The sequence below is a fragment of the Flavobacterium sp. CAN_S2 genome (assembly GCF_015752255.1).
GTDB lineage: Bacteria > Bacteroidota > Bacteroidia > Flavobacteriales > Flavobacteriaceae > Flavobacterium.
In genome coordinates, this window is sequence record NZ_JADOVA010000003.1 from 419948 (window position 1) to 443074 (window position 23127).

16 protein-coding genes and 1 tRNA gene are annotated in these 23127 nt (G+C 34.2%); 6 read left to right on the forward strand and 11 right to left on the reverse strand.

The features are described 5' to 3' along the window. Positions 1 to 27: 27 nt before the first annotated feature. Complete coding sequence (locus IWX80_RS11715; protein WP_196853582.1) at positions 28 to 933, forward strand: energy transducer TonB; 906 nt, start codon at positions 28 to 30, stop codon at positions 931 to 933. A 228-nt stretch (positions 934 to 1161) separates the two neighbouring features. Here IWX80_RS11715 and IWX80_RS11720 read toward each other — a convergent pair whose 3' ends face one another. Both IWX80_RS11720 and IWX80_RS11725 read right to left on the reverse strand, forming a co-directional pair. Further along, positions 1162 to 1557 (reverse strand): ExbD/TolR family protein, encoded by a 396-nt coding sequence (locus tag IWX80_RS11720; protein WP_196853583.1) that lies wholly within the window; start codon positions 1555 to 1557, stop codon positions 1162 to 1164. Between the two features lies 1 nt (position 1558). Then, a complete protein-coding gene (locus IWX80_RS11725; protein WP_196853584.1) occupies positions 1559 to 2254 on the reverse strand; it encodes a MotA/TolQ/ExbB proton channel family protein in 696 nt (231 codons plus the stop codon). Between the two features lie 129 nt (positions 2255 to 2383). Between IWX80_RS11725 and IWX80_RS11730 the strand changes: the two genes are divergently transcribed. The 3 genes from IWX80_RS11730 (at position 2384) to IWX80_RS11740 (ending at position 4066) form a co-directional block, all read left to right on the forward strand. Continuing rightward, positions 2384 to 3604: a bifunctional folylpolyglutamate synthase/dihydrofolate synthase gene (locus IWX80_RS11730; RefSeq protein WP_196853585.1), complete on the forward strand. Its 1221-nt coding sequence runs from the start codon at positions 2384 to 2386 to the stop codon at positions 3602 to 3604. 86 nt (positions 3605 to 3690) lie between these two features. Next, positions 3691 to 3765 (forward strand) — tRNA-Val (locus IWX80_RS11735). A gap of 49 nt (positions 3766 to 3814) precedes the next feature. After that, on the forward strand, positions 3815 to 4066 hold the full coding sequence (locus IWX80_RS11740; RefSeq protein ID WP_196853586.1) for a GIY-YIG nuclease family protein: 252 nt from the start codon (positions 3815 to 3817) through the stop codon (positions 4064 to 4066). A gap of 244 nt (positions 4067 to 4310) precedes the next feature. On the opposite strand, the gene IWX80_RS11745 is transcribed toward IWX80_RS11740, so the two are convergent. Continuing rightward, a complete protein-coding gene (locus IWX80_RS11745; RefSeq protein ID WP_196853587.1) occupies positions 4311 to 5066 on the reverse strand; it encodes an NUDIX hydrolase in 756 nt (251 codons plus the stop codon). Between the two features lie 483 nt (positions 5067 to 5549). Here IWX80_RS11745 and IWX80_RS17085 point away from each other — a divergent pair, with 483 nt between their 5' ends. Next, on the forward strand, positions 5550 to 5756 hold the full coding sequence (locus tag IWX80_RS17085; protein ID WP_442899840.1) for a fibronectin type III-like domain-contianing protein: 207 nt from the start codon (positions 5550 to 5552) through the stop codon (positions 5754 to 5756). A 394-nt stretch (positions 5757 to 6150) separates the two neighbouring features. Here the strand turns inward: IWX80_RS17085 and IWX80_RS11755 are convergent, their stop codons facing one another. The 6 genes from IWX80_RS11755 to IWX80_RS11780 all read right to left on the reverse strand — a co-directional run bounded on the left by IWX80_RS11755 (position 6151) and on the right by IWX80_RS11780 (position 16751). Continuing rightward, entirely contained in the window at positions 6151 to 7890 is a 1740-nt protein-coding gene (locus IWX80_RS11755) for a cellulase family glycosylhydrolase (RefSeq protein WP_196853589.1), read from the reverse strand. 32 nt (positions 7891 to 7922) lie between these two features. Beyond that, positions 7923 to 9380: a glycoside hydrolase family 30 protein gene (locus IWX80_RS11760; protein ID WP_196853590.1), complete on the reverse strand. Its 1458-nt coding sequence runs from the start codon at positions 9378 to 9380 to the stop codon at positions 7923 to 7925. Between the two features lie 20 nt (positions 9381 to 9400). Then, positions 9401 to 10864 (reverse strand): glycoside hydrolase family 30 protein, encoded by a 1464-nt coding sequence (locus IWX80_RS11765; RefSeq protein ID WP_334682345.1) that lies wholly within the window; start codon positions 10862 to 10864, stop codon positions 9401 to 9403. Between the two features lie 3 nt (positions 10865 to 10867). Beyond that, positions 10868 to 11713, reverse strand: a complete 846-nt coding sequence (locus IWX80_RS11770) for an endonuclease/exonuclease/phosphatase family protein (protein WP_196853591.1) — start codon at positions 11711 to 11713, stop codon at positions 10868 to 10870. 404 nt (positions 11714 to 12117) lie between these two features. After that, positions 12118 to 13626 carry a RagB/SusD family nutrient uptake outer membrane protein gene (locus tag IWX80_RS11775; RefSeq protein ID WP_196853592.1) on the reverse strand — a complete coding sequence of 503 codons (1509 nt, stop codon included), beginning with the start codon at positions 13624 to 13626 and terminating at the stop codon, positions 12118 to 12120. A gap of 14 nt (positions 13627 to 13640) precedes the next feature. After that, positions 13641 to 16751, reverse strand: coding sequence for a SusC/RagA family TonB-linked outer membrane protein (locus tag IWX80_RS11780; protein ID WP_196853593.1), 3111 nt, complete (start codon positions 16749 to 16751; stop codon positions 13641 to 13643). Positions 16752 to 17100: 349 nt separating this feature from the next. On the opposite strand from IWX80_RS11780, the gene IWX80_RS11785 reads away from it, so the two are divergent. Continuing rightward, positions 17101 to 19971 carry a helix-turn-helix and ligand-binding sensor domain-containing protein gene (locus IWX80_RS11785; protein ID WP_196853594.1) on the forward strand — a complete coding sequence of 957 codons (2871 nt, stop codon included), beginning with the start codon at positions 17101 to 17103 and terminating at the stop codon, positions 19969 to 19971. 64 nt (positions 19972 to 20035) lie between these two features. Here the strand turns inward: IWX80_RS11785 and IWX80_RS11790 are convergent, their stop codons facing one another. Together IWX80_RS11790 and gldJ are read right to left on the reverse strand one after the other, a co-directional pair. Further along, entirely contained in the window at positions 20036 to 21322 is a 1287-nt protein-coding gene (locus IWX80_RS11790; RefSeq protein WP_196853595.1) for a UDP-N-acetylmuramoyl-tripeptide--D-alanyl-D-alanine ligase, read from the reverse strand. A gap of 66 nt (positions 21323 to 21388) precedes the next feature. Next, complete coding sequence (gene gldJ / locus IWX80_RS11795; RefSeq protein WP_113637956.1) at positions 21389 to 23074, reverse strand: gliding motility lipoprotein GldJ; 1686 nt, start codon at positions 23072 to 23074, stop codon at positions 21389 to 21391. Between the last annotated feature and the right edge of the window lie 53 nt (positions 23075 to 23127).

A 23127-nucleotide genomic window follows, 5' to 3' on the forward strand; every position in this document is an offset into this window, starting at 1 on the left:
ATACACTTTTTAAAATTTAAAATACAAATGAGTTCCACCATTTCATCAGATCAAAAGAAATCTCTAGCAATATCCATTCTTTTGTATGCGACAATGTTGTTAATTTTATTTTTCATTCGCTTTTGGCCTCCTGCAAATATGGATGAACTTGCCGGTGGCGGCGGTGGCGGTGGCGGTGGCGTTACAGTAAATTTTGGCGACAGCGATTTCGGTTCTGGTGCGAATTATAAAAGTGAGGTTTTGGAAGTAAAAAACCAAACCAGACAAACTCCTGCAAAATCAACTCCAGAGGAAGCTATTTTATCTCAGGAAAACAGCACTGAAGAAAGCGTTGTAATTCCGACGAAAGAAAAAACTAAAAAACCAGCAGTCGTTGTAAAAGAAGAAACGAAACCAGTGGTTGTAAAACCTAAAGTTTCTAACAATACAAATGATGCTTTATCCAGCATATTAAAAGGTTCTAATAAAGGAGGCGATGGCGATGACAAAGCTGCCGGAAACAAGGGGAAATCTAACGGAAGCTTGAGTTCTAATGGTTATTATGGAACTGGTGGTTCTGGTGGAGGAACAGGCGGCGGAAATGGTACTGGAACCGGAATAGGAACTGGTAGCGGTTATGGCTCCGGAAGCGGTGGCGGAACCGGAAGTGGTTCTGGCGGTGGAGTTGGATATTCTTTAGGAAACCGAAAAGCATTATCTAAACCCGCACCAAAATATACGTGTAATGAACAAGGAAAAATTGTCGTAGAAGTTTCTGTAGACAGAACCGGAAGAACTGTAAATGCAGTTGCCGGAGTAAAAGGAACAACGAATACTGCAAAATGTTTGTTAGATCAAGCCCGAATTGCAGCAATGAATACCAGATGGGACGCCAGCAGCGATGCTCCGGAAAAGCAAGTCGGTAAGATTGTTTACAATTTCAATTTGAATTAGAACAATTAGAAACGTCACTTTTTTGTTTTCAAGAATAATTTGCAATGACTACTCGAGAATTTGATGTTTTACTAATTTGCGTGAGGGATAGGAGCAAGTACCGAAGTACTGCGGATAGCCCGACCGGAATAGAAAAAGGAGCTAATCAGCATAAAGTTGATTAGCTCCTTTTTCTATTGTGGTCACGCCCAAATAATGCAAATGCTACATAAGAACTAGTAATGAGTTTTACTTTGGACTCGTAGCAATCACAAACTTCAGATTGTTCTTCACTCCTATTTGCAGTACGTCAACTAAGTCTTGCACTTGCAAATTGAACGGAATTCGAACAATAACTGTTTGATCCTTCGCAGAATCCATTTTAGACATCAAGGTTGTTTCCAGTTCTTCAAATGAAACAGGTTGCTTGTCGATGTAGAATTTTTTATCTTCTGTGACAGATAAACTAATGTATTGCTTGTTTGTTTTCTCGTTTGATTGTGCTTTTGGCAACGTCATCTTGATAACATTAGGGTTCGCCAATGTTGATATAATCAAGAAAAACAACAACAAGAAAAACATAATATCACTTAATGAAGAAGTCGCGACCTCGGCATGAAATCTTCTTTTTCTTTTTATAGACATATTATGATCTTTGAATAATATTTACAAATTCAAGTACTTGTTTCTGAATTTTTAAAGCAAAATTATCAATCTTACCGTTTAATAAATGGTATCCGCTATACGCAATAATACCAACGATTAATCCAGCACCACTACTAATCATTTTCTCATACAATCCTCCGGAAATATTACCAATACTAATATTCTCTGTTACCGAAATGCTGTAAAATATTTTAATTACTCCGGAAATAGTTCCAATGAATCCTAATGTAGGTGCAATTCCGGCAATAAGTCCCAAATGACCTAAATGCTTTTCCATTCCCCCTATTTCGATATCTGCAGCACGATCCATATTGGATTCAATCTCAATAATAGGTCTCCCAATAACCAAAATCCCTTCTTTGATAATATTTCCTGAAGCCGTATTATTTCTTTCAGCAATGGATCGAGCCAAATCCAGATTTCCTGAATTGAGATTATCTCGAACATCACGCATCAAAAGACTATCAATTTTTGATGCTTTATTGATATACAAATAGCGTTCAATAATCAAATAAAAAGTGTAAAATAATAGAATCCCGATTGGGATAAGCCACACACCACCTTTTAAAAGGAATCCTAAAGTGGATATTTCGGTATTTGGAGCAATTTTTTCGATAACTACGTTTGAAGCAGCGTTGGTAATGGTGTCGGCCTGTAATTGTATAAAACTAAACATATAATATTATTGGATTTTAATCATTAATTCTAAAAATTATTTCAATTTTGCACTAAAGATACTTTTCGATGTACTATTAAACTAAAAAAATCGAAAAATATTTTAAACAACTACTATTTTATTACAAAAATGAACTACCAGGAAACCATAAATTGGATGTTTAACCAACTCCCGATGTACCAACTTCAGGGCGCTTCGGCCTATAAAAAAGATTTGACCAACACGCATTTACTGATAGCTCATCTTGATAATCCACAAGAAAAACTTAAGTGCATTCATGTTGGAGGAACCAACGGAAAAGGCTCGACATCACACATGTTGGCGTCCATACTTCAAGAAGCTGGTTATAAAGTTGGATTGTACACTTCTCCTCATTTAAAGGATTTCCGGGAACGTATAAAAATTAACGGAAAGGATATATCTGAAGAATTTGTTACTGATTTTATCAATGAACACAAAAGTTTTTTTGAGTCTAATGACATGAGTTTTTTCGAAATGACCGTTGGTTTAGCCTTCGATTATTTTGCCAAAGAAAAAGTAGACATTGCGGTTATTGAAGTGGGAATGGGCGGACGGTTAGATGCTACCAATATCATAACTCCATTAGTTTCGGTGATTACCAATATAGGATTGGATCACACACAATTTTTGGGCAACACGCTTGAAGCCATTGCTTTTGAAAAAGCGGGGATCATAAAGCCCAACATTCCCGTAATTATTGGAGAATATACTCCTAAAACCAAACTGGTTTTTTTGGCCAAAGCCAAAGAATGTAATTCGGAAATTTATTTTGCTGCTGATTTAGTTTCAGAAACCTATTCTTCTGACTTAATTGGTGATTATCAAATACACAATAAAAAGACGGTATTACAAACCATTTCCGTTTTAAATAGTCAGAATGAATTTAAAATCACTCTCCAGAATATAAAATCAGGTTTATTAAATGTGGTAAAAAATACTGGACTTCAGGGAAGATGGCAACAATTGAATGAGTTTCCAAAAGTTATTTGCGATACTGCACACAACAAAAACGGACTGGAAATTGTGTTGAAGCAAATCCAAAAAGAAGATTTTGATACTTTACATGTTGTTTTGGGAGTTGTAAATGACAAAGATTTAGATGAGATCCTGCCTTTATTCCCTAAAAAAGCAATTTATTATTTCTGTAAACCAAATATTCCCCGCGGGTTAGATGTTGTAATTTTAAAACAAAAGGCATCAACTTTCGAACTAAAAGGAGAAGTATACAATTCTGTTTCAGAAGCTTATCAAAAAGCACTAAAAAATGCAGAGACCACTGACTTTATATACATTGGCGGAAGCACCTTTGTAGTTGCAGAAATTTTATGATTTTTTTATTTTTTTACTTGCAAATACGAATTCTAGTCGTATATTTGCACACGCAATAACGGAAACGAAAGTAACCAAATTGTTTAGGGCGATTAGCTCAGCTGGTTCAGAGCACCTCGTTTACACCGAGGGGGTCGGGGGTTCGAACCCCTCATCGCCCACAAGAAACTCCATTAGAAATAATGGAGTTTTTTTTATGTCTAATAGCTTATGGAATACATTACTTACATCCTTTTTAGCGCAATTAAAAATAGATATTATATAGGTTTCACCTCTAATTTAGAAGAACGTATTATTCGGCACAATCAAAAAAGCAAAGGTTTTACCGGCAATGTAAATGATTGGAAAGTTGTTTACATGGAAAAATACAAAACAAAAGAATTAGCTCAACAAAGAGAATTACAAATCAAATCTTGGAAAAGCAGAATTAAAATTCAGGAATTAATTTCAAAAAAAAATTAGTTCAGCTGGTTCAGAGCATTCCGATTCTATCGGAAGTGGTCGGGAGTTCGAACCCCTCATCGCCCACAAAAAACTCCATTAGAAATAATGGAGTTTTTTTATCTCTAATTCACCCGTCTTTAAATATAATTAAGTTCAAAAGTTGAAGCTTTAAGAAAAGGATTAAATAACTTGAACTAGAAAAAAACAGGACACAAAAAACTCCTTAATTTCTTAAGGAGTTTTTTGTGTCCTGTTTTTCATATTACCAACCTTGGGTCAATCCATTCTTAACAACTTCTTCATATTTTTCTTTATCAAAACTATACAAATTAGGCGCTTTATGAGCTACATTACTTTTCTTCTCATCCAACTTTGTTAAAATCCCAATTGCCGTTATTTTACGTAAAAAATTTCTACGGTCGAGTTTTCTACCTAGTATAGTTTCATATAGCTTTTGTAATTCCGGAATAGTAAATTTTTGAGGTAGTAAATTATAACCTACCGGCATCAAATTTAATTCCATCCTGAGTGTTTCTAATGCTGAATTCAATATTTCCTTGTGATCCAAAATTAATTCCGGTACAGCATTATGATCAATCCATTCCACGATATCATTTTTCCCCTCCTTTTGCGGAATCGTTTTCAAAAAATCAACTAGAGCATAATATCCTACCGTAACAAAGCGGCTTGCAAACCACTTACCATCTTTTAATGGAATTCCATAGAATTCTAAAATACTATTACTTAAATCCTCGTTACACCTTCTGGCATCGCCAAAAGTAGCAAACTGCCTCAAAAAAATCCCTTTTAATCCGGTTCGACCATGTAAAACAGTAACCGCAGCCTGATCAATTCCTTCATTTACAGGCACAAAACCACCTGGCAAAGCCCATTTTTCACTGTACTTTGTTTTTATCAACAATACCTTGAGTTGATTATCATGAAACCCAAAAATGACACAATCAATTGATAAACCCGGTTGATAGGAATCCTTGTTAGCTAAAATATCCTTTAACATATACTTTTTCTGATCATTACTATTTTATTTACTAGGCGTGCAATTTAGCTCATTTTTTCAAAAAAACTAGTGAACTCTTGATTTTGAAAATATTGAAGCTGTTTTTAAACACATCCATAATGAAATATATCGACAAAGAAACAAATCAGTTTGTTACAAAAAACACATTTAAAAATAAATTTGCATAATTATTTCAATAATTAAAATGCATAATTTTAAAAAAAACACATTGTGAATCAATAAAATATACACATTGCATCAAAACAACACATTATATTGTTACCAATAATTATCCAAAACCAGCCAAATTAGAGACTGTGAAAAAAAATTATCTTACTACTTATTGGACTTACATTGCCTTCACAATTGTTTACACAAGAATTAGTTCAACTGTATGTCCATGTACAAGAAAGCGAAGTGGCATGACCATAAAATGAACGGAGACATTTTGAAAAAGTAGCATTACAAGCCATTGAATAAAAGATAGTTAGTTTTCAAATGACTTCTCGTGACTTTGCTTATTTTAATTCAAAACCTCATGATTGGACGGTAAAATCAGGAAAATTTGATATTCTCGTAGGGAGTTCATCTCGCGATTTACCTTTAATTCAAACCTTAACTATTGAATCAACAAATTCTGCAAAAATAGTGCTGACACGTGAATCATTATTTAAGGAATTCAAAAAATAACCAAAAAGTCAAGCCATTTACGAACAATTAGTGCAAGGCTTCACTGGTTCTACAAAAAACCTGAAACAGAAGAAACTATGAATGGAATATTGAAAGCCGTCAACCAGAATTAAAGATTGTGATTAATTGTTGTTAAAAAAGCATTGAAAAAGAATGTTTTGAAGCATTTGCGAGCGTCTTCAGCTAATTTCCCTCAATCCAATTTATTCTCCAAATAAACAGCATAACTTAAGGTTTATTAGAAACTAAATATTGAGTCAATACTTTTTTTTATTAAAAAAAACGCAGTCAACAGTATATTTTAGATACTGTCAATTGCGTTTTTTTTTTGCTTACTCATCTTTGGTGTCAAACCAAAAAAAAGAAATTGCTTATAAAGATCTTTGAGTTCGATTTATTTATTGGATTTTTTAAATTCTAAAAAGTTCAAATTAAAATTCCCTTTTTCGAAACGCACTTTGACTTTATTTGTTCCGTGTTTTAAAACTACATTTTTTAAAATCAGAGTTTTCCATTTATCATATCCTCCCGAAGATGGAATTATTATGGTTTCAGAAATCCTCCCATTTTCATCTTCTAAATAGAGTTTTCCGCCTGAAGCCTTACTTGAATAACGAACAGCAACATCAAAATTAGTTTTGGTTTTTACCTCAACCGTATATTGCAACCATTCACCATCTTCAATAAAGGCAACCTGAAATCCATTTGTCATTGTATCATTGCAAGACTCAATATCAACTCCATCATTTCGCATCATTCCGCCTTTGTTCCATTTAGTGAACTTTGTGCCGTCATAATTTGCGATATCTTTATCCAAATAAGCGTATCCGTTTTGTCCCAAATCATATTCTGTTGCGAATACTTTCCCGGGCAAAGAATGGTTTTTGTATTTTTTGGTATCGGTTGTTTGAACTTGTCTGAACATCGCATCAATCACATCGTATCTGATGGTCAGGTTTTTCATTTTGAAATTTTTGGCAGTTTGCATTAATGCTTTTTTGGCAAAATTAACCGTAGGTTTAGCGCTTTCATTATTCCAATATTTCAACAATTGATCGTATTCCGGAGTTTTTGTAACCGAAGTAACTCCCGCTAAATTTTCTATTTTTTTCATTGGCCAAAAAGCCCAACCAATATTATTTGTCTCCACTAAAGAGATCGCTTCTTTAAACCAAACATTAGAGTTTTCTCCACTTTCTCCCAACCAAATTGGCACATTGTATTGGGTTCTGTAATCCAACATTTTTTGTATTGAAGCTGCATCATTTTGATTCCAATATTTGTGAAAACTCAATGCCATATTTTCATCCCAAAGCGGAAACATACCGTTATAATTATTCCCCCAGCAATTTCCTTCAATGAAAATTAAATGATTTTTATCAATGGCTCGAATGGCATTTGTAACTCTAACTTGTAAAGCTCTTAAAGGCGCATTTGATGTTTCGTCACAACCATTTTGATTCGTTCCCGTAAAATTCCAATTGGGTTCGTTGATAATATCATACGCACCAATCCAAGGATTGTCTTTGTAACGCTCTGCTAATTTTTCCCAAAGCGCAACCATTTTATCCTGATTGGCAGTACTTTCCCAAAGTGATGGTTTTGCAGGATCGTAATCGGAGATATTAGCATCTTTCCCTTGTCCACCCGGAGCTGCATGCAAATCCAAAATCAAATATATTTTATTCGCAGCACACCATTTCAATAGCTCATCGGTCATTTTGAAACCTTCTTCCAGCCACGTATTCTGACCAGAAACCGCTTCTTGTTCGAGAGGCAACGTATATAAATTGTAATGCATCGGCAAGCGAACGGAATTAAATCCCCAAGCCGCCAATGAATCAATATCTCTCTTAGTTATTCCGTTTGCTTTGTAGGCATCATAAAATTCTTCGGTGTTTTTAGCACCAATTAAATCCGTTATTTTTTGTTTAATCACATGTTGAGGACCTGCAAACGAACCGGTTTGAAGCATATATCCTTCCTGAACCATCCATCCGCCCAATCCCAAACCACGCAACACAATATTTTTTCCATTTCCATCGACAATTTCTTGCCCATTTCTATGCAAAAAACCTTGTCCAAACGAGGCAATAGAAAAAGAAATAAAGACCATTAAAACTATTTTCTTCATAAAGTAGGTTTTAGAATAAGACCGTTTAAAATTTAATACACTAATGTTTGAATTCCGTGAGCAGGAATTACAACAACCGTTTTCTCAGTAGCAATAATTAAATTATACGTAACACTTTTATCGCTATGATTCATTACTACAGTAACCATTTTCCCGTCTATATTCAGGAATGAAGTACTTATCAAGCTGCTTCGGCTTACTGCTGTACTCACTCTTTTAGCATCTGGTCGAATGAATTTTGAGAAATGTCCAATATAATAATACGACGGCGTATAGATTAATTCACCCGAATTAGTATCTGCATGGATGGGTGCAAAACAAAAATTCCCTACGTGATTTGGCCCACCATTTTGATCCAAAAGAATGTTCCAATCTGTCCAACCCACAGTTCCATTATTAAAATCATTAATCATAGAAGTTCCATATCGTTCTCCGTTTGCCCAGAATTGGTATTTCTTAGCATCAAATTTTTCGACACAACCTTCAGTAAACAATAAATTTTTAGACGGGTAGGCTTCGTGTACTTTTCGAACATTATCAAACATTGGCTCTCCTCCTGCCCAAGTTTCGTACCAATGAAATCCCATTCCCCAAGCATATTTAGAAGCTTTCGGATCAGAAAAAATAACATTGGCTCGCTGGTTCATCAAATCACGGTTGTGATCCCAAACCACAATTTTTTTATCTCCTAAACCTTCTTTTTTCATTGTTGGACCAAGGAAATTCTTCAAGAAATCTCTTTCGGCTTCCGCAGAATATACGCATGATTCCCAAGTTTGCGTTGCCATAGGTTCGTTTTGAACAGTTAATCCCCAAATTGGCATTCCTTCTTTCTCATACGCTTTGATAAATTTTGTGTAATAATTTGCCCAAGACTGGTAATATTCCGGAAGTAAAGTTCCACCTTTTAGCATGTTGCCATTGCTTTTCATAAAAGCAGGAGGACTCCATGGCGAAACATAAAGCAATAATTTCCCGCCAGCCGTTTTTATGGCTTCTTTAAGCATTGGAATGCGATATTGTCTGTCATGATCAATGTTGAACGTCTTTAAATCTTTGTCTCCATCTTTGATATACGTATAGCTTCCGCTCGAAAAATCAGAACTGTGAATGGTGGTTCTCAATAACGAATACCCAATTCCTTTTTCTTTATCGTAATAGGCATTCAAAAGTTCTTGCTGTTTCTCTTTGCTTAATCTTGCAAAAACCTCAGCACTGGCATCTGTGATTGCTCCGCCAATTCCCATAAAGTTTTGGAATGTTTTAGTTGGTTCCACAAAAACCGAAATTTCTGTTTCCAAAGGTTGTTTTGAACTACTAAAACTCAATTTATCGGTTTGTGTCAATCGTAACTTTGTGTTTTCTGCTGTCGTATAAACGGTAATCGTTTTATCTTTAGTAGAAAAAGACACTTGTTTTGTTTTATTTTTTTGCTGCGAAAAAGCCAAAAAAGTCACTGCTAAAAGAGCTACTGTCGTTATTCTTTTCATGATATTATTATCTATTTTATTTACCAGATATACGTTCCTACCGAACCTGCTTCAAGTGAAGTTTTAACCCAGTTTCCATTGTACTTGATATTAAAAATTTCAGAAGTATTTCCGTCATTTTCAACAATTAAAACTTTTTTTCCACTAGGCGTTTTAAAAGCCACATTATTCAAATTTCCACTAAAGTTACTCGAAATTCTCACTGAACCTGCAGGAACAAATTTAGAGGCGTGTGCAATGATATAATATCCTACATTTCTTGTAAAACTATCACTACTGTTAATGGTCAATGCGCCTTTACAAGTGGTACAACCGCCTGGAGTATTTGGCCCAAAAGAAGCATTATTGGCTAAGTTCCATTCTAATGCTGTTTTACTCCAATTACGCATCGAGCCGATAATTACATTTTTCACATGCCATTTCAAATCTCCATCGAAGCTTCCTGTAGAAGACGTGTATTGCTCCGTGAAATAGATGTTTTTATTGGGGAAAGCATTGTGAACTGTAGACAATGCACTGATATCTCCTTCGTACAAATGAAATGCAGAACCATCAACATAAGGATTTGCTCCTGGATCATTCAGCACAGCAATAGGATATTCCGGTTTGTTGCAATTATGGTCATAGGCCACAATTTTAGTTGCCAAATTTGCAGCTTTGAAAGCAGGACCTAAATGATTTTTTATAAAATCAGCCTGATGCAATGCAATCATCAACATACTTGGATTATTGCCCGGATGCAACGGTTCGTTTTGAGGTGTAACAGCATCAATGGTTATTCCTTCGGCTTTCATTGTTTGAATGTATTTGACAAAATATTTTGCATAAACAGCGTAATATTCCGGCTTCAAGCTTCCACCGACAAAACCATTATTGTCTTTCATCCAAACTGGTGGCGACCATGGAGTTGCCATAATTTTAATATTTGGATTGATTGCCACAATTTCTTTTAACATTGGAATCAAATCCGTTTTATCTGGTGCCAAACTGAAATTGTCCAGATTCATATCCGTTTGTCCGCTTGGTAAATCGTCATACGTAAATGGCGCAGCATTCAAATCGGATGCACCAATGCTAATTCTCAAATAGCTTATTGCAATAGAATTAGCATCAGAACCAAACAATTCTTTTAATAATTCTTGTCGCTTTTGAGTATTTAATTGATTGATAACCTGAGCACTTCCTCCCGTTAAAGTATATCCAAAACCATCGATTGTTTGAAACGTTTTAGCATCATCAACCTCAATATTAGCATAAGTATTATAGGTTGTACCAAATGCTAAAACTGATGTTTGCTTTTGAAGTGTGACGCTTTGATTGCCTTTTGTCAACCAAAAATCCATTTCATTTGTCACTGCTGCCGGCGGATTTGGCGTTGGCGTTGGAGCAGGATCAACAGTATCTCCAGATGGAGAACATTTTGACATAAGCAGCGTAAGGGTTAATACAGCTAAAAATTTCATAGTATTTTTTATAGTGTTCATATTTTATTTAAAGTTTATTTCAACATAAACCGGTAAATGATCAGATGGATATTTCAAGTCTTTTGAATCGCTCAAAACGGCATATTTTTTTACTTTCAAAATACTATTCTTCGAAATAAAAATATAGTCTATCAATTTAGTTACAGGTTCGTTGTGTTTAAAATTATTAAAGGTTCCATAAGGACCGAATGGTTTCTCTTTCGAAACTTCTCTGGTATCATCCATTGCTTTTTTAAGCAGTATTATTCTGTCTTCTTGAGGCTCTGAGTTTAAATCACCCATCAGAATTACTGGATAATTCTTTGTATTTAGTTCCTTTATTTTCGAAAGAATTAATTCAATTCCTTTGGTTCTGGCTTGTTCACCAATGTGATCCAAATGGGTATTGAAAACCCAAAACAGTTGTTTTGTTTTCAAATCCTTGAATAGCGCATACGTACAAACTCTATTGTAGGCCGCGTCCCAACCTTTTGAAATTATATTTGGCGTTTCAGAAAGCCAGAACGTATTGCTTTCTTTGACCGTAAATCTGTCTTTTTTATAAAAAATATTAGACGATTCTCCTTGTCCAATTCCGTCTCTTCCTATACCAACATTATTGTAATCTAAAAGTGCTTTTGAAATATCAATAACCTGATTGGGTTTTGCCTCTTGGACTCCAAAAATATCAGGATTGTAAAATTGAATTTGAGAAGAAAAATAATCTTTACGAAAACGCCAAGCATTGACCCCATCACTTTCAACATCTAAGCGAATGTTATACGTTATCACTTTTAATGTTTGCGCATTAGAAAAAAAGCCCATTAGCAGAACTAATACCGAAACAATTATTTTATTTATCTGATTCATAATGCTATTTTAAATTAATATTCTCCATCTGAGCTTCTATCCAACTTACAAATAGAAGCTCTTAATGAAGACCTAACTAAACAAAAAACATATTATTTGGTGTTAAAAATCCCAACTATCCATTAGAATATTTGCTAAGCGATTGTTCCACACCTTTTACATACTAATAAAATTAGTGAAAGAGAACAATAAATCTATTCCAACTCCTTATTATTTAAGTGACTAAAAAATAAAAATTCTTTAGCATTACGTTTTGAGAACTACAAATTTCTTTTTTTGAACTTCAATTAAAGGAATCGGCATACTAAATAAAGCTCAGAACAGGAATGCGTTCTGAGCTTACAAATATTATTTTTTGCTGCATTCAGCATTTCTGCTGAATGGAAACGTGCATTCTTTTTTAATTAATTGTAACCTGGATTTTGTTTCAATTTTGTTCCTTGTAATTCTCTTTCAGGAATTGGAAAAATTTCATCAACACCTGCATCAAAACCTCTGTTTGCTAATTTAGAAGCTGCATCACCCCAACGAACCAAATCAAAAAATCGGTGACCTTCGCCGGCAAGTTCCATTCTTCTTTCATTTTTAATGGCTGCAAGTGTAACGGGTATAGAAGGCAAACCAACTCTGGCTCTCACTGCATCAAGTAAAGCTTGCGCTCTGGCTCCTGAACCTAAAGCTTCGGCCTCCATCAAATAAGAATCGGCCAATCTAAGAATATAAGTGTTTTGCTTATAATTTAATTCTGCTGCTCCTCCACCTGTACGAACATCTTCTTTACGTGGAAGAAATTTGTTTAAGAAATATCCGGTATCCTGATATCCACCAATATAATTTGCTTTACCAGCTGCTTTTAATGCTTTAAGGTCAAAAACAGTAGCACCAAATCGCGGATCCCCTTTTATAGCATCATACAAATCTTGAGTAATAACACTAAAACACCATCCTGATGGCAAATCAGGCGCTGTAGAACCTGCAGGTCTTGAATAACTTCTTGGTCCTACCATAACGTTCAAGGAATTCCCTTCGTCTCTTCCAGAACCCCAAAAACCCCAATCCGAATTTCCAGCACTCGTGTGAGAAACTTCGATAAGAGATTCCGTATTGAATTTATTGGATACTACCCATAAATCATTAAAATTACTTAAAAGCTTATTCCCATATTGATTTGTAGCTCCCGGAGTTCCATTTACCTGAGCCAAAATAGCCGCTGCTTCTGACTTTTTTCCTTGAAACAAATACGCTTTACCTAACATAGCTTGCGCAGCGCCTTTAGTAAGTCGGCCAGATTCAGTTTCCGCAGAAACTGTTGTAGGCAAAACATTGATTGCATCTAGTAAATCTTTCTCAATTTGCGCATAAACAGCTTCCGGAGCAGCTTGCTCAACGTTATACATATTGGTTGCCGTCAAAGGATCTAATAGTAAAGGTACATTTTTGAACAATCTTACTAAATCAAAATAATATATTGCACGTAATGCTTTAGACTCAGCGGTAAATCGTGCTTTAATATCATCAGGCATGGCAACATTCGGTAATTTCAGCAATAAAGTGTTCGCTCTAAAAATACCTTGATAATAATCATTCCAAAAACTTCCTGGGATAATGGTTGGTGTCAATGTATGTGTTGAAAAACCTTGGATTCCAGCTCCATCTGTTGGACCACCGCCACCAGCAAAATGATCATCTGAACCAGAATTCATCATCGCAATCATGTTTTCAAAACCACTAGAATTTTTCCTGATTGGATCATAAACACCCACAAGAGCGGCTGTAGCCTGATCTTGATTCGCATAATAATTTTCTGAAAGAAAAGAACCTTCTGGTTTTACTTCCACAAATTCCTCAGAACAAGAACTTAAGGAAATCATTGCAGCTGCAATAAATAAATATTTGAATTGTATCGTTTTCATAATTGTTGATTGTATTAAAATTGTACGTTAGCTCCAAGCATAAATGTTCTTGCTTGTGGATAAATTCCTTTATCTATTCCAAAAACTCCTCCACCAATCTCTGGATCATATCCTGAATATTTCGTAATAGTCAATAGATTTTCAGCCGTTACATAAAAACGTACTTTGCTTGCTCCTATTTTACTCACAGAACTTACCGGTAATGTATATCCGAATTGAACTAATTTTAATCTCAAATAATCTCCTTTTTCAAGATAGAAATCAGACATTCTTCCAAAATTGCTATTGGTGTCATTGTTAGTAAGTCTTGGGTAATCATTTGAAGTCCCTTCGCCTGTCCATCTGTTCAATGCACTTGTTTGATAATTTGCATTTCCTACATCCAATCGGCGTAAGCCTTGGAAAATTTTATTTCCTGCTGCACCTTGTGAAAAGACCATGAAATCGAAATTTTTATAATCAAAATTTAAGGTTAAACCAAACGTGTATTTTGGAATATTTGTCCCCAAGAATTGTTTATCATCATCACCAATCGAACCATTCCCATTTGTATCTACCCAACGGAAATCTCCCGGACGTGCATTCGGTTGAATTAAACCACCTGAAGAATTTGTGTAGGCTGCAATTTCAGCTTGATTTTGAAAAATTCCGGCTGTTTTAAAACCGTAAAATGAGTTATAGGACTGCCCTACTTGTGTTCTTGTCACTTGTCCCATTGATTGAAAAGAAGCGTCACCAGCAATAAAATCAGCATCAGCAGCTACATAAGTAACTTTATTTTCTAAGTAAGCAACATTTCCATTTACAGAAAAATTAAGATCTCCAAAATTCTTCTTGTACCCTAATTCAACCTCAATCCCTTTATTATCCATGTCGGCCACATTCCCAATTGGACTTGCAGTAACTCCCACATAACCCGGAATATTTATTGGACGTAAAATTCCTTTGGTTGATTTTTTATATAAATCGACAGTTAAACTGATATCATTAAAAAATTTCGATTCAAATCCTACATTCGCCTGAGAAGTTTCTTCCCATCTTAAATCTGGATTATCAAGAGTAAGATTTGCATATCCTGTAGTTATGGCTCCAGTATTACCAAAAGAATAATTGTAACCACCCTCAACTAACGAAAGATATCTAAAGTCCGGAATAGCATCATTCCCTACAATTCCATAACCTCCTCTAATCTTAAATGTATTCAGCACTTTGCTTTCTTTCCAAAAATCTTCTTTGGTCAAAACCCAACCTAAATTAAACGATGGAAATACTCCGAATTTATTGTTTCCTCCAAAACGACTCGAACCATCACGACGAATAATACCCGTAAACAAATATTTCTCTTTGAAATCGTAATTCACACGTGAAAATAAAGAAGTCAGTTTATGTTCTGTAGCATCATACGTATAACTACTTCTGTCTGATTGCGGAATATCAAAATTGAAAGACGCTTCACGGTAATTAGTCACTGGTAAACCAAATAATGTAGCACCAAGGCCTCCACCAATGTTATCAACATAAGAACCTTGGCCTAATAAAACGGTAACATTATGATTCCCAAACTGGTTATTGTAAGTCAATATATTTTCAATATTCCATGCAAAACTCTTATTTTCATTTTTACTGTAGTTATTTTTAAGCACATTTGATGTTGCACTTAAATAGAACACTGGCGTAAATCCCTGTCCACCCCAAGTAGACAATTTTGCTCCAAGAGTTGATCTTACTTTAATGTGTTTTGTAATAGCCGCTTCTAAATAAGTATTTCCTACAATATCATCTGCAGTGCTATAACTTCCTAATCTAGTTTTGGCATACGCCAAAGGATTTGTCATTTCTTGACCTACTAAACTTGAAATTCCATAAGGATTTCCGTTTCCGTCACGAATTACAGGATTCGAATTATAAGGAGCGCCATTAGCTTTTGCAGGATCAGTTTCTACTAAAGGAGTAGTTGGATCTAAGTTGATAGCAGAACTTAATGGTCCACCAAATTCACTATTAGTATTCCCTATTCCAATTGATTTTTGTCTTGAAAAACCAAGCGTTTGCCCAAAAGTGAAAACTTTAGAAAGTTTATGTGTAGAGTTCAAACGGAAATTCTTTTTAGTAAAGTTTGATATTTCTGTAGAAACAATCCCTTCTTGGTCTTGAAGTCCAAAAGAAGCATAAAAATTAGAAACATCATTTCCTCCACTAATACTTAACTCATGAGAATAACGAAAAGCACTGCTATTAAAAATTGCGTTTTGCCAGTCCGTACCAACTCCTAAAGAAGCTACATTAGGAAATACCGGTGCTCCACCTGCAGCAACAGACTTTTCGTTCATGATAGTACCATACTGAGTTGCATTTAATAAATTTAAAGTTTTTTCTGGTGCAGAAAAACCTGAAAACCCATTGTAGTTAACAGAAATTTTTCCTGATTTTCCTTTTTTGGTTGTTACCAAAATTACTCCAGTCGCAGCACGCGTACCGTAAATTGCAGCAGAAGCAGCATCTTTCAACACTTCGATTGATTCGATATCAGATTGGTTAAGGAATCCTATTCCGCCACCATCAACAACAACACCATCAACGACCCAAAGAGGATTATTACCGCCCTCGCCAAAAGTAGTTACACCTCTAACACGTATTGTAGATGCAGAACCTGGTTGACCTGAGCTTGCAGCAATAGTAACACCGGAAACTCTTCCTTGCAATGCTTGTTCAATTCGTCCGTTTGGAACTTTCTCAAGATCTTTTGCTTTCACGCTGGATATTGCTCCTGTTACAACACTTTTCTTTTGAGTTCCATAACCAACAACAACTACTTCTTGTAGACTTTCAGTAGAAGGCTTTAGTGTAACATCAATTTTAGTCCTTCCATTAATTAGCTCTTTGATTGTTGTATATCCTACATAGCTAAATTCTAAAGCACCTTTAGCATCAACACCAATTTGATAATTTCCATCAAAATCAGTTGCTACAGCTTTCGATGTTCCTTTAATTAAAATAGAGACTCCTGGGATTGGAAGTCCGTTTTCATCATATACTTTTCCGTTTACGGTAACATCTTGTGCTTGTGCGTAAACTGAGAATAGAATAGATAAAAGACAAAAAACAAACAGTTTTGTAAATTTCATATTTCTAAAAATTTTGGTTAATTAATTAGTAATTTGAAGCAATAGTAGCACTATTTTTTCTATATTCATTTTAATTATTTACTACAAAAACACATCAAACTCTTTTTTATTACTTAACAAAAACACATCAAATAAATCATAACTTACTGTATACAAACAATTTAAATATTTATAATCATTGTTATTTAAATGTTAATTTAAATTAAAACCACTACATTTATAAAATAAATAAATATTGCACTTTATTTATAGAATTAATTAAAATACAACCCAGTAGCTGTGAATTTATAAACACTATTCATCATCGTTTTATAAACAATTATCAAAGCAAAATATATAGACTTCAATCATGAAATTTTCTAAACTTCACATCCTATTTTTTCTGATTCTATCTTCTTTAGCAACTTATGGACAAGTAAAAAACATTGGTTTACCGGAAATTAGAAATTATAAAAGGACAGATTACAAAGGAGGCACCCAAAACTGGAATATTGACCAAGACAAAAATGGCAATATGTACTTTGCTAATAATAATGGCCTGTTTCAATTTGACGGTTCAACTTGGAGAAAATACACTTTGCCTAATTTTTCCGCTATTAGATGTTTAAAAATTGGTGACTCCGGGAAAATATTTGTTGGTGGTTATGATGAATTTGGCTACTTCGAATCCGATTCAAAAGGAAAACTAATTTATTTTTCCATTTCAAAATTGGTAAACCGTGAAAACATTAAAACAATTGACTTCATCTGGAAAATACACATTGAAGGCAATGAAGTTATTTTCCAGTCTTTTGCAAGAGCCTATATTTTCAAAAAAAATAATCTCAAATTACTTGAAGCACCTGATAGATTCCAATTTTCATTTCAAGTGAAAAACCAACTTTATTTTCAGGATGTTTCTAAAGGCATAATGAAATATGAAAACGTACAATTGCAATCTTTGAAAGGTTCAACAGCATTAAACAATACCGAGATTTGGGGAATGTTTCCTATGCCTGAAAATAAAATACTCATTACGACTTTAGACAAAGGATTGTATTTGTATGACGGAGAAAAACTGACTTCATGGAATACGGAAGCTAATATTTTCATTAAAAAGAATAGTTCTTTAGGCGGTGTAACAATAAAGGATAAGTTCATCGTGCTGAATTCTGTTTTAGACGGTGTCATTATTTGCGATTTAAACGGCAAAATAATTCAACACATCAATCATCAAAAAGGACTTCAAAACAACACGGTTCTTACCTCATTCATTGACAATAAGAACAATCTATGGCTGGGATTGGACAACGGAATTGCCTTTATAAATGAAAATTCTCCATTTACCTATTTTGGTTTTAGTTTTGGCTTAAGTACCGTTTACGCCTCTGTTATTTATAAAGAAAATCTTTATGTGGCGACGAATCAAGGTCTTTTCTATCATTCTTGGAACAACACTATTAAAGAAAATAAATTTACTCTTGTAGAAGGAACAACTGGACAAGCATGGAATATCCAGGTGATTGACAACCAATTAATATGCGCGCACAATAGAGGTGCTTTACTGATATCTGGTGGAAAAGTGGTTAAAACACTAAACAATAAAGGTCATTTTGGGTTTAAGACAATTCCAAATCGTCCAAATTATATTATTGGCTCTACCTATAGCGGCTTCACAGTGTTTGAAAAAACAGCAAATAGCTTGGAATATAAAAACCAAATTGACGGTTTTGATAAATCTGCCAATACATTTGAAATAGATGAAAATAATTTATGGCTGAAAAAGGATGAATTAATCTATCAAATGAAAATTTCAGAAGATTTAAAAAAATTCAAATCAATTAAAACACACCAGAATTTATCAAATTCAGTTTCTGGAATTGGAAGTATCCAGCGCATAAAAAACACTATTTACTTTCAGACAAAAAATCGTTTTTATAAATACTCCCAAGAACAAGATTTGTTTTTTGAAGATAAAAAAATGAGCGCATTATTTAAGGAAATTCCAAAAATTTATTCCTTGTCAGAGGATAAATACGGTAACATTTGGTACCTGTTTAATGAATCATTGGGCGTATTAATGAAAAGCCCGAATGGAAAATATAAAAACACAGTAACTCCATTTTCAAATTTAACGGGGAATTTAGTAAACAATTATCTATCCATAAACAATATAAATCCGGAGAACATATTCATAGGTTTAAATGATGGTTTAGCCCATTATAACACTAAACTATCTAATCATTTAGTTACTAAACCTAAGGCATTTATTCGAAGTTTTTCCTATCCCGGAGACACTTTGCTTTTAGGAAATGGGCAAAACAAAATTGAAAAACTTAAAATTCCGTACGCTTCAAATCAAGTAAAATTTACCTTCTCCTCCCCGACTTATGAAAATCTAGAAAACGTAGAATTTTCCTATCAGCTGGAAGGATTCGATAACCGATGGAGCAATTGGTCCACAGCCGCCATAAAAGAATATACTAATCTTAAAGAAGGTGATTACACAATGAAATTGAAGGTTAGAAACAGTTACGGAATCCAATCTGAAGAAACTCTTGCCACTTTTACCGTTTCACCCCCATTTTACCGGCATTTTTTAGCCTATTTACTTTACGTTTTGATCATTGTCGCTTCAATATTTTTTATTAGAAACAGGATAAAAATGAAAATACGGAAAAATAAATATTATGAAACTATCGAACAACGAAGATTATATCTAGAAAAAGAATCCAAAATAAGACAGGAACAATACGAATTAGAGAAGGAAATTGAAAAATTGAAAAATGACAAGTTGCAAATTAAGATTTTAGCAAAAGACAAAGAATTAGTCAACAACTCCTTGCAAGTAGTAAAAAAGAACAAAATTCTGAACGGTATAATCTATAAATTAAAAGACATCAATGTAGAATCCTTTGATGATTCCACTAAATTCCAATTTACAAAATTGAATAAAAGCATTACAAAGGAGGTAAATGCAGACAAAAGCTGGAAGGATTTGGAAAAACACATAAAAAATGTCCATTTTGACTTCCTAAAAAGACTAAAAGAAAAGTATCCAACAATATCTCCACGAGAGCTGGATTTATCAACTTATTTATTGATGAATATGTCTACCAAAGAAATTGCCGAAATCATGAATATTTCCAGTGGCGGAGTAGAATTAGCACGTTATAGATTAAGAAAAAAACTAGAGCTAAACAAAAAAGAAAATCTTATAGGATTTCTAATGAGTATTTAATAGAACTAAAAATGCCATCAAAATAAATCGTGATGGCATTTTTTCTGGTTGAATTGTTTCTTAACTACTCTATAAATTCCAAGGTTCGCTCCAACGCCATTCCACGAGATCCTTTAATTAAAATAGTACTATTATCAAATTTCATTTCAGATAAATCATTTGAAAAACTTTCAAAAGTATTGTAAAACCAAAAATTATCCTTCTCAATTTTACTTTCATAAAATGCGGATCCAACAAAATAACACTTTACATTTTCATCCTTTGACAACATGGCAACAATTGCCTTATGTTCTTGCAAACTTTCGTCTCCAAGCTCAAACATATCTCCTAAAATCATTACTTTATTAGCGTTGTCTAATTGGAGGAAATTCTCGATTGCTACAAACATACTACTGGGATTTGCATTATAAGCATCCAGAATAATCTGATTTGAACCTTTTTTCACTAATTGTGATCTGTTGTTTTCAGGAATATAACTTTCTAAAGCATATTTTATTTCACTGTCCGTGACTCCAAAATATTTTCCTATAGTCAGAGCTGCGTTGATGTTATTCGCATTATACAACCCTATTAAATGAGATTGAACAACTAAATCTGAATAGCCGATTGTCACAAACGGATTCGCTTTAATTGAAGTGATATTGACATCAGCATTTGTTTTGTCAATACCAAAAGAATATGACTTTAGCAACTTTGACTTTTCAACTTGAATTGGGTCTTCCAAATTAATAAAGGCAAGTTTATCATTTGCCGAAAGGAAATTATACATTTCGCTTTTACCTTCAATCACTCCTTCAACTCCGCCAAAACCCTCTAAATGAGCTTTGCCAAAATTAGTGATGTAACCATAATCCGGTTTAGCTAACTCACACAGAAATTCAATTTCTTTTTTGTGATTCGCTCCCATTTCAACTATCCCTATTTCAGTTTCTGCTGTAAAAGAAAGCAATGTCAACGGTACCCCGATATGATTGTTAAGGTTTCCTACGGTTGCTTTTGTTTTAAATTTTCTTGAAAGCACAGCTTGAATAAGCTCTTTGGTAGTCGTTTTTCCGTTACTTCCTGTAAGTGCAATTATAGGTAATTTTAGATAATCCCGATGGAATTTTGCCAATTCCTGTAGTGCAATCAAACTATCTTCAACTAAAATAGTTCTTTGATCAATAAAGTATGTTTCGTTATCAATTATAACGTACGCAGCACCTTTTTCTAATGCTTCTTTTGCAAAAGTGTTAGCATCAAAACGTTCTCCTTTTATAGCAACAAATAAAGAGTTTGGCTCAATTTTACGAGTATCAATTGAAATTGAGTTGCATTGCAAAAACAAACTATGAATGTAATTAATATCCATTTGAAACGATTTTAAAAAATAAAAGCCCTAATCAAAGGGCTTTTATTTTTATTATATATTAAAAATTTAATTTCTTGCTGATCTTTTCTTATCTGCTTTTGGACCTACTCTAGACATAGCACATCTAAAACCGATATAATCCGTAGCCATATCTTGTGGAAAATACCTTCTTTGTGCAGGGTCTAACCAATAAGCTCTGTCTCTCCAAGAACCTCCTTTGTAAACTCTTGATTCATCATTAATCAATGTAGTTCTTTTGCTAGATCTATCGTATTTCCTAACCATTTTACCTAAACTGTCAGTAGTGACATTGTGTTTAGGAGAGTTGTACATGGTTTTCTCAGATTTCGTTTTTTCATCATCTGATTCAGATTCTCCAAAATTATAATATCGAGTAGATTGTTTGTCACCATCTCTATAATTGATATTGTTACTTTTATCAAAATTCTGTCTCAAATAAGTTTCTTGCTCGTCAACTGGAACTTGAGCAATCTGACCTGGAAAGTTTCTTGCAATAATTCTACCATTACTTAAAGTATCATACTTCATATTGTCTTTAGTAACAATCTCTACTTTTCCATCAGCACCAATTTTGTTTTTAGTGTATTGATTTCCTCTAAAATAGTTAAAATCATTTGCTTCATTATCAACGATAGGTCTGTAAACATCCTGTACCCATTCTGCAACGTTTCCTGCCATATCATACAATCCAAAATCATTTGCTGGATATTTTTTAACCTCATTGGTAATATCAGCTCCATCATCAGACCAACCCGCAATTCCACCATAATCACCGTTTCCTTGTTTGAAATTGGCCAATTGATCTCCTTGACTTTGTCTTTTCCCTGAACGTGTGTAGCCACCTGACCAAGGGTATTTTTTCTGACCTTTATAAATGTTATATTCTCTTTGTCCCACATCTGCTGCAGCTGCATATTCCCATTCAGCCTCAGTTGGAAGTCTATATTCCGGAAGAAGAATTCCTGATGAACGTTGAGCATAGACATTTTTTGGTTCAGCAACCGTTCCATCTTTACCCGCTTTTGGAGTTTTTCTTGCTCCCTTTCCTCCTTTTAATACAATTTCTTCATTTCCTCCATACGCTGAAGTAGGTGAATTCAAATAGGTTTCTGTATCAAAATTACTTTCTGCAGTTACATCAAGTGTTTTTGCATTCTTTTTAAGATATCCGTTTTTTTCTAGTAACGCCTCATTCACACGTTGAGTTCTCCAATTACTGAATTCAACTGCTTGAATCCAATTTACTCCAACAACCGGATATTCAGCATATGACGGGTGTCTCAAGTAATTATTAGTCATTGTCTCATTATACCCCAATCTGTTTCTCCAAACTAATGTATCTGGCGAAGCACCTTCGTAAATATTTTTATAATTTTCCTCTGTAGGTGGATAAACGCTTTTCAACCAATCTAAATAATCTAAATACATAGAATTAGTCACCTCAGTCTCATCCATGTAAAAAGACTGAACGTGCTGTTGCGTTGGCGTATTGTTCCAATCATGCATAACATCGTCTTGCACTTTACCCATAGTAAATGTACCACCTTCAACAAAAACCAAACCGGGTCCTGCTTCTTGCTTTTTCTTACTTGAGCCTTTTTTACTATCCATATTCCAACCCGTTGCTCTCGAAGTGTTCTTTGAACTGGATTTTTTACTGCAACTGGAGAAACCAACAATCAGCATGATTGATAGTAACAACTGTAAGCCCATAATTCTGTTTGCTTTCATACTCTTTATTGGGTAATAATTTTAGTGCCGCAATATAATAATTAACAATTAAT

What these genes read in the sequence shown, in the direction of transcription:
- IWX80_RS11740 (WP_196853586.1), top strand. Translation starts at nt 3,815, where the DNA reads ATGGAATACATTACTTACATCCTTTTTAGCGCAATTAAAAATAGATAT.
- IWX80_RS11745 (WP_196853587.1), bottom strand. Translation starts at nt 5,066, where the DNA reads ATGTTAAAGGATATTTTAGCTAACAAGGATTCCTATCAACCGGGTTTA.
- IWX80_RS11720 (WP_196853583.1), bottom strand. Translation starts at nt 1,557, where the DNA reads ATGTCTATAAAAAGAAAAAGAAGATTTCATGCCGAGGTCGCGACTTCT.
- IWX80_RS11775 (WP_196853592.1), bottom strand. Translation starts at nt 13,626, where the DNA reads ATGAAAACGATACAATTCAAATATTTATTTATTGCAGCTGCAATGATT.
- IWX80_RS11755 (WP_196853589.1), bottom strand. Translation starts at nt 7,890, where the DNA reads ATGAAGAAAATAGTTTTAATGGTCTTTATTTCTTTTTCTATTGCCTCG.
- IWX80_RS11780 (WP_196853593.1), bottom strand. Translation starts at nt 16,751, where the DNA reads ATGAAATTTACAAAACTGTTTGTTTTTTGTCTTTTATCTATTCTATTC.
- IWX80_RS11790 (WP_196853595.1), bottom strand. Translation starts at nt 21,322, where the DNA reads ATGGATATTAATTACATTCATAGTTTGTTTTTGCAATGCAACTCAATT.
- IWX80_RS11765 (WP_334682345.1), bottom strand. Translation starts at nt 10,864, where the DNA reads ATGAACACTATAAAAAATACTATGAAATTTTTAGCTGTATTAACCCTT.
- IWX80_RS11715 (WP_196853582.1), top strand. Translation starts at nt 28, where the DNA reads ATGAGTTCCACCATTTCATCAGATCAAAAGAAATCTCTAGCAATATCC.
- IWX80_RS11785 (WP_196853594.1), top strand. Translation starts at nt 17,101, where the DNA reads ATGAAATTTTCTAAACTTCACATCCTATTTTTTCTGATTCTATCTTCT.
- IWX80_RS11725 (WP_196853584.1), bottom strand. Translation starts at nt 2,254, where the DNA reads ATGTTTAGTTTTATACAATTACAGGCCGACACCATTACCAACGCTGCT.
- IWX80_RS11770 (WP_196853591.1), bottom strand. Translation starts at nt 11,713, where the DNA reads ATGAATCAGATAAATAAAATAATTGTTTCGGTATTAGTTCTGCTAATG.
- gldJ (WP_113637956.1), bottom strand. Translation starts at nt 23,074, where the DNA reads ATGAAAGCAAACAGAATTATGGGCTTACAGTTGTTACTATCAATCATG.
- IWX80_RS11730 (WP_196853585.1), top strand. Translation starts at nt 2,384, where the DNA reads ATGAACTACCAGGAAACCATAAATTGGATGTTTAACCAACTCCCGATG.
- IWX80_RS11760 (WP_196853590.1), bottom strand. Translation starts at nt 9,380, where the DNA reads ATGAAAAGAATAACGACAGTAGCTCTTTTAGCAGTGACTTTTTTGGCT.